This window comes from Archangium violaceum (assembly GCF_016859125.1).
GTDB lineage: Bacteria > Myxococcota > Myxococcia > Myxococcales > Myxococcaceae > Archangium > Archangium violaceum_A.
In genome coordinates this window covers 5,294,372-5,307,261 of record NZ_CP069338.1, presented here as the reverse complement: position 1 = coordinate 5,307,261, position 12,890 = coordinate 5,294,372, and the positions used below count along the sequence as shown (strand labels likewise).

General features: G+C 69.2%; 8 protein-coding genes. 2 read left to right on the top strand and 6 right to left on the bottom strand.

The features are described from left to right. Window positions 1-22 precede the first annotated feature (22 nt). The gene (locus tag JQX13_RS22780; RefSeq protein WP_203411027.1) at window positions 23-412 is read left to right on the top strand and encodes a DUF2914 domain-containing protein; all 390 of its coding nucleotides are present in this window, start codon (window positions 23-25) and stop codon (window positions 410-412) included. Window positions 413-492: 80 nt separating this feature from the next. Here the strand turns inward: JQX13_RS22780 and cglD are convergent, their stop codons facing one another. Next, entirely contained in the window at window positions 493-3,807 is a 3,315-nt protein-coding gene (cglD, locus tag JQX13_RS22775; RefSeq protein ID WP_203411026.1) for an adventurous gliding motility lipoprotein CglD, read from the bottom strand. A gap of 313 nt (window positions 3,808-4,120) precedes the next feature. On the opposite strand from cglD, the gene JQX13_RS22770 reads away from it, so the two are divergent. After that, window positions 4,121-4,924: a TIGR02266 family protein gene (locus JQX13_RS22770; RefSeq protein WP_430384186.1), complete on the top strand. Its 804-nt coding sequence runs from the start codon at window positions 4,121-4,123 to the stop codon at window positions 4,922-4,924. A gap of 4 nt (window positions 4,925-4,928) precedes the next feature. Here JQX13_RS22770 and JQX13_RS22765 read toward each other — a convergent pair whose 3' ends face one another. The 5 genes from JQX13_RS22765 to JQX13_RS22745 all read right to left on the bottom strand — a co-directional run bounded on the left by JQX13_RS22765 (window position 4,929) and on the right by JQX13_RS22745 (window position 12,879). Continuing rightward, a complete protein-coding gene (locus JQX13_RS22765) occupies window positions 4,929-8,714 on the bottom strand; it encodes an AAA family ATPase (protein ID WP_203411024.1) in 3,786 nt (1,261 codons plus the stop codon). Next, complete coding sequence (locus JQX13_RS22760; protein WP_203411023.1) at window positions 8,711-9,955, bottom strand: exonuclease SbcCD subunit D C-terminal domain-containing protein; 1,245 nt, start codon at window positions 9,953-9,955, stop codon at window positions 8,711-8,713. The genes JQX13_RS22765 and JQX13_RS22760 overlap by 4 nt, the downstream gene beginning before the upstream one ends. A 558-nt stretch (window positions 9,956-10,513) precedes the next feature. Next, window positions 10,514-10,705: a hypothetical protein gene (locus JQX13_RS22755; RefSeq protein ID WP_203411022.1), complete on the bottom strand. Its 192-nt coding sequence runs from the start codon at window positions 10,703-10,705 to the stop codon at window positions 10,514-10,516. Window positions 10,706-10,948: 243 nt separating this feature from the next. After that, window positions 10,949-11,677 (bottom strand): SMI1/KNR4 family protein, encoded by a 729-nt coding sequence (locus JQX13_RS22750; protein WP_203411021.1) that lies wholly within the window; start codon window positions 11,675-11,677, stop codon window positions 10,949-10,951. Window positions 11,678-11,685: 8 nt separating this feature from the next. Then, a complete protein-coding gene (locus JQX13_RS22745; protein WP_203411020.1) occupies window positions 11,686-12,879 on the bottom strand; it encodes a DUF4150 domain-containing protein in 1,194 nt (397 codons plus the stop codon). Between the last annotated feature and the right edge of the window lie 11 nt (window positions 12,880-12,890).

The following is a 12,890-nucleotide window of genomic DNA, read 5'->3' as shown; positions in this document are numbered from 1 at the left end:
GTCCCTCACCGGAGGAGACACCATGTCCAGGCATTCCTGGCTGAAGTACGTGCTGCCCGCCCTGCTGCTCACCACCACCGCCTTCGCCGCCGGCTCGGCCGACGTGAAGGTCGGCACCGGCATCGAGAAGTACGAAGTCACCGGCGCGTCCGACAGCTTCACGGTCGCCCCGAACACCCGCATCTACGCCGCCACGAAGGTCACCGACGTGGAGCCCGGGACCGTGACCATCGTCTGGTCCAAGGACGGCAAGGAGGTCTCCAAGACGGAGCTGAAGGTCCCCCGCGCGTCGTACCGCACGCACGCCTACCGGACATTCCGCGCGGGTGACACCGGCGCCTGGACGGCCCGGGTCTTGGGCTCGGATGGCAGCGAGCTGGGCTCCACCAGCTTCCAGGTGCAGGTGCAGTAACACCTCCCGGCACTTCTCCCCTGACGAGAGTCAGGGGAGGATCCGGGCCATGTCAGAGAGCCAGGCCGTCGCGTGCTCTTTCAGTTCAGCATCGGCTCACAGGTACAGGTGCTCATGTTGCACTCCGTGAGCGACGGGCAGGAGCCGCAGTTGTCCCGGCAGACGCAGGCACAGGCATCGGCATCGGCCCGGTAGGTGGGACCACACTCGAGCGCCGCCGTGTCACAGACGCAGGCGCAGGCCGCCGGGTCGAACTTGAAGCCAGGAGCGCAGGTCGCGGACGCCACGCACTGGCAGGCGCACGTGGACGTGTTGCACATCTGGAAGCTGCCGCACGAGCCTCCGCAGTCCGACGTGCAGGTGAAGTCGCATACGTCCCTGCGGGAATCACACACCTCGCCCGGCGAGCCGCCACCGCCACAGTCCGACGGGCACTCACACCGGTTCGTCTGCCGGTTGCACGTGAGGTTGCCCTGGCAGAAGTCCGGCTCGCTTCCGTCGTAGTAGCCGGTGTCCGTCGAGCAGGGCGGCGGGTTGCCATCCTTGTTGAGCGTGAGGTCGCTCCAGTACCGGTAGGAGACAGCGGCCTTCGTCGTCCCCGCCGCGGCCGGACGGCACGCACCGTAGAAGGACAACGCCCGGCTGACTCCGTCCACGTCGAAGCCGTTCGTCCGGCTGCGTGGCAGATCGCTCGCCGTGCACCGCGAAGGGTCCTGCACCGCCTCCATCGCCACGCGCACCGACGCGCCGATGGGCGGCTTGAGCGTGCGGTAGCCCGTGGAGGCAATCACGCTGTCCACGATGGTGTTGATGGTATTCTGGATGGACGCGGTGCTGCGGATGCTGCCCACGACACCGCCGGTGGCCTGGATGACGTCCAGGTGCCGGGGGTCATGGACGGGCTCGCTCGGGTAGCACTCGCCGCCGGCCGGGTCGCAGATGATGCCGTGCATCTGGATGAGCTGGCCGATGGGGTTGGTGCCCTTGAAGTAGTCGATGTACGTGCTGACCGGCGGGGTGTCCGGCTGGTCGCGCACGTCGGTGAGGAGGATGATCACCAGCCGGGCACCCGGACGGTACTTCCTGGCCGCGGGGGTGCTCGCCTGGGTCATGAGGTCCACCGCCGCCCTCGCGCTCTCCAGGGTGCGCTCCTCGCTGGAGCCGTCGATGCCCACCCAGCAGTACTGGCTGGGGTCGGGGCACGGCGCGCCCTGCTGCAACCACGCCTTGAACTGGTCGATGTTCCGGGTGAAGCCACGGAACACCCCGGCGTTGGGGAGGCCATAGCCCGTCTGCGTATAGGTCGAGGTCACCATGGCGATGCGCCAGTCGAGCTGCGAGTTGCCCAGCCGGTTGGCCACGGCCGCGGCGGCGTCGGCCACCGCGCTCTGGGACGTCTGCATGGAGCCGCTGTCGTCCACCACGAAGAGGAAGTCCACCATGCCGTTGCCCGCGGTGAAGGTCTCGCACTGCACCGCGTCCGCGTCACCGAACTGGGCCAGCGCCGTGCCGCCCGCCGTGTCCCCCACGGTGAAGATTCCAGGTTCCACGAAGCGCGCCTTGGGGGTGATGGCCAGCACCACCAGCACGCTCGCGTTGGAGCGATGGACGTACTGCGCCTGGAGCTTGTACGGCCCGTTCACGGCCGCGCCGCCCGAGAGCACTCCGGCCCCCGAGCCGACGAGCGCGTTGGCCACCGCGTTGGTGTAGTCCCGCAGGTTGGTGGTCGCGCCCTGGTCATAGAAGGCCTGCAGCGCGGGGTGGCCGTCCCAGGTGGTGAACGTCTGGGTGGTGCCCGCCGTCACAGACGGGGAGAACTGGCCGCGAACGAACAGCTCGTCGCCCACCACCGTCGTCGAGCTGCCCGCCTGCGCGCGCTTGTAGGCGATGAAGGCCACCTTGTGCGTGTCGTCGTAGCCCACGAAGCCCCGGCTCTTGCCGCCCACGACGAGCTGCTTCACCTCCTGGAACTCGGGCCGGAGCGCCAGGCGGATGTCCCCACCACTGTCTTCCTTGAAGATGACCTGCCGCAGGTTCCGCGCCGCGCAGGCCTGGCCGGCGGGCGTGCTGCTGGCCCCGTCGCTCCCAGTGCGAGGATCCAACTCGCCCGGGTCCTTGCGGCCGTTCTGGTTCGAGTCCTCGGCACCATCGGCGATGCCATCCCCGTCGGAGTCGGCGTTGCCCGGATCCGTGGTGGTGCCGGGATCCGCGTCGCCGGGATAGCCACAGGTGGTGAGGGGCGCCGAGCCCGCGGGGATGCCGCGCTCCACGCCATCCAACAGGCCGTCACCATCCGTGTCCCTGCGGGCCGGATCCGTCTCCCCCGGGTCGCGCACGCCGTTGCCGTTCGTGTCCTCGCCCTTGAAGGCCCCCTGATCCGCGCCATCGAGCAGGCCGTCACAGTCCGAGTCCTTCACGCGCGGGTCGGTCTCGCCGGAGTCCACCACGCCGTTGTGATTGCGATCCTCCGTGCCGTCCTTCAGCCCGTCTCCGTCCGTGTCCGCGTTGCGCCAGTCCGTCTCGGACCCATCCTTCGCGCCGTTGTGATTGACGTCCTCGACGGTGTCCGGCACTCCATCGCCATCGGTGTCCGGGAGGCCGCCCGCGCCGCAGTCGGAGCCGTCCCGAGGATCCGTCTCCCCCGGGTTCTTCACACCGTTGCCGTTGATGTCCTCGGCACCATCCCGGCAGGAATCCCCATCCGTGTCCGCGTCGAGCGGATCCGTGTGGGTGGTGCTCAACTCGACCGAATCCGAGAGGCCATCTCCGTCCGAGTCCCGCTTGCGAGGATCCGTCTCGCCGGGGTCCACCTGGCCGTTCTTGTTTCCGTCCTCCTCGCCATCCAGCAGGCCGTCTCCATCCGTGTCCCGGTTGATCGGATCCGTCTCGCCCGGCTCCACCTTGCCGTTGCGGTTGCGATCCTCCTCACCGTCCTTCAGCCCATCCCCATCCGTGTCCGCGTTGCCCGGGTTCGTCCGGCTCGAGGGCTCCGCGTCCGCGCGGAAGAGCCGCTTGCACTCCGGATCCGCGTTGAGGGAGGTGGTACGGCCCGCCTCGAGCCCATCGCGGAGACCATCCCCGTCCGAGTCCCACCGGCCCGGATCCGTCATCAGGCCTCCCGGATAGACGTTGCCCCACTCCTCCGCGTCCGTCAGGCCATCGCAGTCGGAGTCGAGCGCCCGGTTGTCGGGATGACTGGGGCCCGGAGGATCCGCGAAGGGATCCTCCACGGGGGGCGGTGGCTCCGCCGGGGTCGGGTTTCCGTTGGAGGGCTCCTCGCTCTGCCCACCCCCACCGGGTTGCGCGGGGTCGGTGCCCGCCTTGTCTGGACCACAGCCCGTAGCGAGCGCGGCCACGAGCAGCGCGGCCGGGAGGACTCGGAAAGGGACACGCATGATCTGCCTCGGGGGAGGGGGTGTGACAACGGCCCGCGAAGCTGGAGACGCGCTCCCCTATTGCCCAGGTGGGTTTCCTGGAACCTGCCCTCGCGTACCGGGTGCCACCTCTCCGGATTGACCAGCGCCGCACGGAGCGCCTCTGGAGACCCCACGTCCCGTGCTCGCCTGCTCGCGGAGCGTTCAATGGCGGGAAATGCACGATGATTGACCCACCCGAGCGCCGCCTCGGCTATCCTCCGTCGACGTGCCAGTGTTCGGTCTCGCGGCGTTGTGGAATGGCTCGGCCCGTGCAGAGCGGGTCAGAGCTCTGGTGGAGGGGCTGGGGGCGTTGCTGCCCTCGCCGAGGCCGCCTGGCATCGTCGTGGCTTTACGGGACGTAGAAGCCACCCTGGAGTTGAAGGTGGAGGTGCCCAGCTACCCGCGCTCGGCGGTGGAGGCCCTGACGGAGGAGGTCCAGGAGAGCGGCGGCATCCTCGTGGAGCTGTGGCGCCTGCCCAAGGCGGAGCGAGATGCGTTCCGCGCCCGCGCGCTCACCGGACCGGACATCCACGAGTTGGAGGACTTCGAGGCCGCGGCCATCGTGCTGCACGGGCACCTGCAGCAGCTCGCCGTCCGCGAGCCCATTCCGGATGGGCCGCCCCAGGGCCCCGCCTCCGTCCGCATCGCCTACTTCGACACAGCGGCCAGCAACGCCCAGGCCCCCGCCCCGAGCCCGGAGCCAGCCCCCCCGGAAGCACCCTCGGCGGAAGAGCCCCCCAAGCCGGGCACCCCGGCCTACGAGACCTTCGACACGCACCGCCGGGGGCGCCGCTTCGCGGTGAAGCTGGAGATGGAGTTCCGCACGGAGCTGGACTTCGTGCGCGAGCACGCGACGAACATCTCCAACGGGGGCCTCTTCGTGAGGACGGCGCACCGCCCGCCCGTGGACAGCGTGGTGACGGTCCAGGTGAAGCTGCCCAACGGCGAGCGCCTGCAGGGAGACGCGCTGGTGGTGCACGTGGTGGATGACCCTTACAAGGGAGGCGTGGGGCTCGCCTTCCTCAACGACGACACCCGCTTCGCCGAGACGTTGGATCGCTACCTGGCGAGCCTGGCCGGCTCGCCAGCGAGCTGACGCGCTACCCCACCGAGGCCGCGGGCCGCACATCGGGCACCGAGGCGCCGAGGAGTCCCGGCTCGCCCATGACGACGAGCCGGCTGCGTCCGGCGCCCTGCTTCACCACGCGCACCTGCACGCCGATGCGCTCGGCGAGCCCGGACACGTGGGAGATGATGCCCACCTGCCGGCCGGTGGCCTGGAGCGCGTCGAGCGTGGCCAGGGCCATCTCCAGGGTCTCCGGATCCAACGTGCCGAAGCCCTCGTCGATGAAGAGCGTCTCCACCTGCGTCGTCTCCGAGGAGAGCGAGGCGAGCCCCAGGGCCAGGGCCAGAGACACGAGGAAGCTCTCCCCACCCGAGAGGCTGGAGACACCGCGAACCTCGTCGCCCATGTCCCGGTCCACCACCTGGAGGTCGAGGTCGTACTTCGGCACGCGCATGAGGCGGTAGCGCGGGGCCAGCTCCTCGAGGTGCGCGTTGGCGTAGTGCAGGAGCGCGTCCAGGGTGAGGCTCTGGGCGAACACCTTGAACTTCCTGCCGTCGTGCGAGCCGATGAGCTCGCTGAGGGTGCGCCACACGCCGCTCGCGCGCTGCTTCTCCTCGAGGAGCCGGGCCTGCTCACCGTGGCGGCGGCGGGCCTCGTCGTCCTGGTCGAGCCGGGCCTTCAACGAGGCGGTGGACTGACGCCGGGCCTCGGTGTCCGCGCGGGCCCGCTCGCATACGGCGGCGGCCTCCGCCTCGGCGATGGACGGGAGCCCGGACGACTCGTGCCGGGCGCGCTGGGACTGGCGCTCCGTCAACACGGCCAGCGCGTGCTCATGTGCCTGATGGAGCGCGGACAGCGCACGCTCCTCGGCCTCGCACCAGGCGGCATCCCTCGCGAGCAGGAGACGCGCGGCCTCCAGCGTGAGACTTCGCGCCGATAGCAGCGCCGAGAGCGCCGCCTCGGCCTCGGCCCTGGCGGTGTCCGCGGACACATGAGCCTGCGCCGCGTCCTGGGCACGCGCAGCCGCGGTGGCGGCATCCTGCTTCGCCTTCTCGGCGTCGGCGCGGACGGACTCGTAGGCCTGGGACGCCTCCTGCAGCTCCCGTTCGAGCCCGTCACGCACCTCGGCGGTGGGACGCCCGCCGAGCACCGCCCCACGCGCGGCCTGCTTCTCCCGCAGCGCCTCCTGAGCCCGGGAGAGCTCCTGGGCACAGCTCGCGGCCTGGGTGCGCTTCACCTCGGCAACGGCCTCCGCCGGCGCGCGCTTGTCCCTGGCCCGCGCCACGCGCGCCTGGGCGTCCTTCAATGCCTGCTCGCGGGTATTCCACTCCGCCACCCGCTTCGCGCAGTGTGCACGGAAGTCGCCCGGCTTCGCGGACAGCGACTCCTGCCAGCGCGGCAGCTCCTTGAAGGGAATCCCCAGAACCTCCAGCACCTCCTGGCGGATGCGCGCGGCCTGCTCCACCTCGCGCGCGGCGGCGGACTCGGCCTCGGTATTCTGGCGCAGCGCTTCCCCGGCCTCACGCGCGGCCTTCTCCACCACCTCCTGGCGCTCGAGCGCGGCGGTGAGCGCGAGGCGGGCCTCCTTCACCACACGCTCCTGCTTCTCCGCCGCTTCCTCCTCGGCATTCAGCTGGGCCTGCAGCGTCTTCACCTCCGCGAGTGCCGCCTCCAACCAGGCCTCGAGGCCCTCCGCCTCCACGTCCTCCGGGGGCAACGTCCCCACGAGCTTCGCCCGGGAGTGGCTCCAGGCCGTGCGCTGCTGGGCACGCCGCTGCGCCGCGGCTTCCTTCCGGGCCTCCGCCTGCGCCGCACGAGAGGCCGCGGCAGTAGCCCGCGCACTGGCCTCGGCTTCCGCCCGGGTCATCCCCGCGGCCTCTGCTTCCAGCTCCTCCACCCGCGCCCGCGCCCTGGTGGCGAGCCCCTCCAGCGCGGTGCCCGGCTGGCGGTAGGGGTGCTCGGTGGCACCACAGAGCGGACAGGGCTGGCCCGCCCGCAGCTCCGCACGGTGCTCCGCGAGGTCCAACGTCGCCCGCGCCTCGGCGAACGCCCGGCGAGCCTCCTTCAGCGCGGCCTCCCGCTCCAGACGGCCCACCTTCGCGGCCTCGGCCTCGGCCGTCGAGGACGCATGCTCGGCGCGAGCCTTCCCAGCCTCCTCGGCGGCTTCCTGCTCCGCCCGGGCCGCCTCGCTCGCGCTCCCGCGCGCATCCGTCAACGCCCGCAGCCCCTCCTGCCGGGACTGCAGCTCCACCCGGCGAGCCCGCCGTTCCGCACCGGCCTCCCTGCCCTGCGCGGCCTCGGCACTGGCCACACGGGCCTTCGCGGCCTCCAGGGCCTCTTGCGCCTTGCGCTGCTCCTCGCCCCGGCGCTCGGCCTCCGCGCGCAGCGCTCCATCCCGGGACCGCACCTGCGCGAGTGACTCGCGCGCCCTGGTCTCGTCCTGCGCCGCGCGGCCGTAGCGGGTGAGCTCCGCATCCCACCGGGGCCACTCGCGAGCCATCGCCTCCAGGCGCTTGTTCTCACCGAGCCACGCCTCCGCCGCCTTCTCCTCCGCGCGATCGGCCTCCTCTTCCCGGACCACCCGCGCCAGCGCCTCCTGGGCCACCCGCTCGGACTCGCGGGCGGCCTCCAGCTCGCGCGCGGCCTTCTGCTCATCGAGCCGCGCCCGCTCCAGCTCCGCGTCCAGCTTCAGCGCCTCCTCCAGAGCCGGGCGCGCGACCGCCTCCGCCGCCTCCGCCGCGGTCCGCCGCGCCTCCGCCTTCGCCCGCGCCTCCTCGCGCACCAGCGCCAGGGCCCGTGCCGCTTCCGCCTCCGCGCGCCGCGCCGCGAGCGCCGCTTCCGCCTCCGCCCGCCTCCGCGAGGCCTCGTCCACCCGGTTCAGCGGGGCCCGCAGCACCTCCGCCGCGCGCACCCGCTCCAGCTCCGCCTTCCGAGGCTCCGCGGCCTCCAGCGCCTGGGCCGCGCGCTGACGTGCCTGCTCCGCCTCGGCCTCCAGCGCCACCAGCCGCGCCCGCTCCGTGTACCACTGGAGCGACTGCTCCGCCTTCACCTGCGCCGCCTGGGCCTCGGCCAGCGCCGCCTCCTCGCGAGAGCGCTGCGCCTCCACCACCGCGCGCTCCTCGTCTGGCAGCCGGGGAATGGCCGCCACGCCTTGCGCCAGCTTCGCCAGCTCCTCCTGCACCTCCTTGTGGCGCTGGTGCGCGGCCATGGACACGCGGCTGTACACCTCCGTCCCCGTCATCCGCTCCAGCAGCTCCGCGCGCTCGTTGGCATCCGCGCGCAGGAAGGCGGCGAACTCGCCCTGCGCCAGTAGCGCCGAGCGCCGGAACTGGTCGAAGGACAGGCCCAGCCGCTCTTCAATCGCCTTGAGCACCTCGGACTTGGTGCGTCCGAACTGCTGCTGGGAGCCCACGTCGGTGAGGGTCATCTCCTGGGGGCGGAAGCGGCCCTCGGCGCGGTTGCGCGCCCGCCACACGGACCAGCGCGCGCGGTAGCGCCGGCCGTCCTTGCCCAGGAAGTCCACCTCGGCGAAGCCCTCGGCCGCGCCCCGGCGCAGCACGCCGCGCACGTCGTTGGCCATCAGCCGCGCGTCCTCGTCCTCCTCGGGGCGCCCCACCGGAACACCGCCGCGCTCGCCCAGCCGGGGCGTACGGTCGAAGAGGGCCAGGCACAAAGCGTCCAGCAGCGTGCTCTTGCCCGCGCCCGTGGCGCCGGTGATGGCGAACAGCCCCAGCTTGTCGAGCGGCGGCTGATCCAGGTTCAGGGAGAAGTCGCCCGCGAGGCTCGTCAGGTTGCGGCCTCGGATGGAGAGGATCCTCATGACGCGTCCTCCTGCACCTGGGTGAGCAGCGAGTGGAAGGCCTCGAGCAGCGTCGGATCGAGCGGCTCGGTGTAGTCGCGCGCGTAGCGGGCGCGGAAGACGTCCTCGGGGGTGCGCTCCTTGAGGGAGAGTCCCGGCCCGGCATCCGCGAGCGTGTTGCCGCTGCCAGTATAGGCGGGGGTGAGCTTCACCAGACGCGCGGCCTTGCCCTCGAGCGCGGCCTCCACGCGGCGGCGCAGCGCGGGCTCGGGGCGGGGCAGCGCGACGCACACCTCCAGGTAGGGGCGGCGCCAGTCGGGCGTCTCCGGCTCCAGCTCGGGCAGGGCCTCCAACATCGTCACCACGTCATCCAGCGTGGCCGCGTCACGCTTGGGCACGCGCTCGATTTCCACGCGGCGAGGCACGTGCAGCGGCCTCACGGAGGAGAGCTGCTCGCCCTCGAGCTCCACCAGCAGCACCTGGTGCGCGTAGCTGGCCTCGGAGAGGGACAGGGGCAGGGGCGAGCCGCTGTAGCGCACGCCCTCGCGCCCGCCCACGCGCTGCGCCTTGTGCAGGTGCCCGAGCGCCGCGTACGCCACGTCCTCGGGGAAGAGGTCCACCGGGAGCGCGTGCTGGTTGCCCCCGAGAATCTTGCGCTCGCTGAGCACGGACAGCTCGGTGCCCACCATGTAGCAGTGGCCCATGGCGACGAGCGCCTGGCCCGGCTTGCGCTTGGAGCGAGCCCCCTCCAGCACCTCGGCGTACACGGAGCGCACGCCCGCGACGAGCCTGTCCCCCGCCTCCTCCGAGACGAGAGGGAGATCCGCGGGCCGCAGGTAGGGCACGGCCGCCACCCACGCGCCCACCTTGCCCTGGGCGTTCTTCAGCGGCACCAGCAGACGTTCCAGGTCCACCGAGCCCCGCGCCCTGGGCAGCCCGCCCACCACCCGCACGTCGAGCGCGGAGAAGAGTGGATCCGGCGCATCCAGCCGCGCCGCCGAGTCGTGGTTGCCGCCGATCACGACGACGTCCAGCTTGGGGCAGCGGATTCGGGCCTGGGCGACGAAGCGGTACCAGGAGGCCTGGGCCTCGGCGCTGGGGTTGGCGGTGTCGAAGATGTCGCCGGCCACCAGCAGCGCGTCCACCTTCTGCGCCTCGAGGGTGTCGAGCAACCACTCGAGGAACGCGGCGTGCTCGGCCTCGCGCGAGGTGTCGTACAGCGTGTGCCCCAGGTGCCAGTCCGAAGTGTGCAGCAGGCGCATCCGTGCGATCCCCTCCTGTGTCCGCGACGAGCACGGGAGGAGACCGCCTCCTGCTCGCACGTTCAGGCGGCGCGCAGTGTGCCCGCTGGCGGGCGCGGTGCCAACCGTAAGGGTAGGACCTACATGGAGAGGGCCTTTTCTCACCTGTCCACTCCCACCCGACTGCGCACCAGCTGCTGACGGCCTGCTGTCTGCTTCTCCATCGCCTCCCCGGGCCATGGGGCCTGTACCTGTTTTTCTTCCCCCGCCCTCGCCGGTACATCGGGGACGGCTTCATGCCATTTCAGCTCCGCCCTCCTGCGCCCCAACTACTTCGGCCGTCAGGCTCTGACCCGAACCGCCAGGTGATGGGGCGCACCACGACCCGGGCCCCCTTTCCATCATCCAGTCGGTCCGATTCCGGGCCGATTTCCTCCATCCAAGCTGCGCGGTAGCAATTGCATGTCTTGATCCAGTCGCCGCGACGGTGGGTTCATGGCTCCACGTACAGGACACAACTACGCCGGAGCTGCCCCAACTGGCCTCCGCGAGCCTCTCGGAACATGGCGGACCTCCAGGTCATTCAATGTCGCTGAACACGAAGAAGCGCGGGAAAAGGAGCCAGCCGGTTTGGGCGCGAGGAGCGGCGGAGCTCGCGCTCCGAGGAGGCCCGCACCGCGGTTCCATGGCGATGCTGTCCGCGATCCAGTGGGCGCCCTCGATGGCGTAACGAATTTCCCCCAGCTCAGCGGAGAGGCTGATGTGTTCCATCTGGACTCCTCCTCGGGTGGATTGGATGAAGATGCACTGGCCGAACAGCCAGAACATCAGCGGGAATGACCGCCAAGGCTCTTATGCCGAGGAGCACGCGAGTATTTAACGGGCTACGCTTACGGTGCTGTCATGCCGCGCAGAACTGGTGGGGATTCTTCAAGCGTGGGCGGCTTTTACCGCTTCTTCTTCACTGCCCGCCTTGAGCGAGGCGGGTTCCTGGCCAACAGCAGGCCTGGTACTTCACCGGAGCGCTGGAGCCCAATCCTTGACTTTGACCTCCAGCGAGGATTGCGTAGTTATCTCGCCCAGGATTCTCCTGAGAGTTCCCGCGTTACGGCCTCCGAGGTTGAAGGTCCGCCTGTTACCACGTCCTGCCCTCGGCGTGCCCCTGCATATCATGGTCGCATCGTGCCGCTCGTAAAGCCGGCAGAGGGGCCCGGTGGAAATCGGGCTCGTGAACCCAAGGCTGCTCATCAGCAGATCGAGGTCCGAGAGAAAGTCTGGATCGTTCCCCTTGAGACTGCCGCTGCACATCTGCGGCATGCCCTCGACCCGGAACAATGAGAATGCACCCCATGCCAGCATCTCGCGCAGGGTCTCGAAATCGTCCGAGAGCTCGCCCTCCTGAGCGGCACGTGTCGTTACCAATGCATCTTCTCGTGCTGGCGCGGTGAAGTCGTAGAAGAGATGCAAAGGCATCACCTCATCGGACTCATATGCGATGAGCAAGAACCGCTGTTCAGGCACGACCAGTTTCTTGGCGTAACAAGAGAGCACTCGCTGCGCCGAGAAGTCCAGAGTCGGATAGGCCAGAGGGCCCATGCTCTGGCCCATGCGGTTCAGGAACCAGCGATAAAATGAAGGCAAGGGACGGCCTGCAATTCGTTCGATCTGCGCAATCGCGTCGGGTGTGGCACCCTTCCACTGCTCGGAGAGCCCAGGCACGATTCTCAGGAGCAATTCCTCCATTTCCAACTCTAGGTCTTGTGTTGGCATTTTTGCCTTTCTTCGTCGTTGGGGCAGAGCAGCAAGGGGAGAATGAGGTTGCAACTCTCACACAGAGGGACGGTTTCGCCGTGGGCAAATTGTCTCACCATCGGTGAGCCACTCTCCCTATCATGGTATTTGATCAAACCCACGGTTGGATTGCCCTGGTTGTGGAACCACTGCTCGGTGATGCCGCCAGCGTGGGCACCATCCTGCATGACAAGCAGGAGCGTTTTGGGGGCGGCACAACGCCCCGGTTTGTAGGCGGAAGGCAATGTTTTGTTACGCCTTCTTCGTTGACAGAGATCTTCGGCATCCTCCCATACCTCCTCTATCCTCTCCACTCGCTCTGGGGCATTCTCGAAACGAGTCTTCAGGAAATTGAGAACCCCGCCCTTCTTGGTGTCTGCCTCGTCTTTCTTGGGGGCGGCAGTGTCTTTGGCATCAGGCTCTTTATTGGAATCGCCATTGGGACCATGCCATCCAATGTCTTTGATGGTCGCGCGGAGCACATCGTCTGTTTCGCTCGATCGGTCCGCGTAATGCTTCTTCTTGCACAGGCACCGGACGACACCAAGCATCGTGCTGGGGGGCTCGCTATTGGCAAGATAGTTCTTCTCGGTGAGCTGCTTGGTCAACCGCTGGGCGTTGACCTTTGTTGCTTTTATCTCTTTCAATGCGCCCTGCTTGCCATGGTTCTTTCCGCACACAGGACATTCGTCATCTCCGGTGACGAATGTGACGGTCCCATTCATCTGGATCACGCCCATCATCGTCGCCGCGTTGGCCGGACTGCCGCTCGGCCCGCAGTTGTTGAGCATTGGATCGCCGAGCAACTGGACGTTCTTTCCCTCGATCTTCACGTCCATGGACCCGGGACCCACGAAGCTCGTGGGTCCTTCCACGTTCGCGGAGACCACCCCACCGCCGGTCCCCTTGCTGGCCACGTCGCCCATGGAGCCGAAGGTTGCGCCCCGGATGGCGACCTTCTTGCCTTCGATAGTAACGCTCTTGGAATAATTCTTCGGGTCTGTCCCGCTCTCGCCAATGTTGGGCAACGGGGTCGGGACGAACGGCGCTGGCGGCCCCGGCATCTTGCACACGTTGGGTAACGTCGCCGCGGCGAGCCCGTTGCTATCCTCGGTCACCGGGGTCTTCGGAGCATTCACTGATACGCTCGGCATTGGGATTGCCT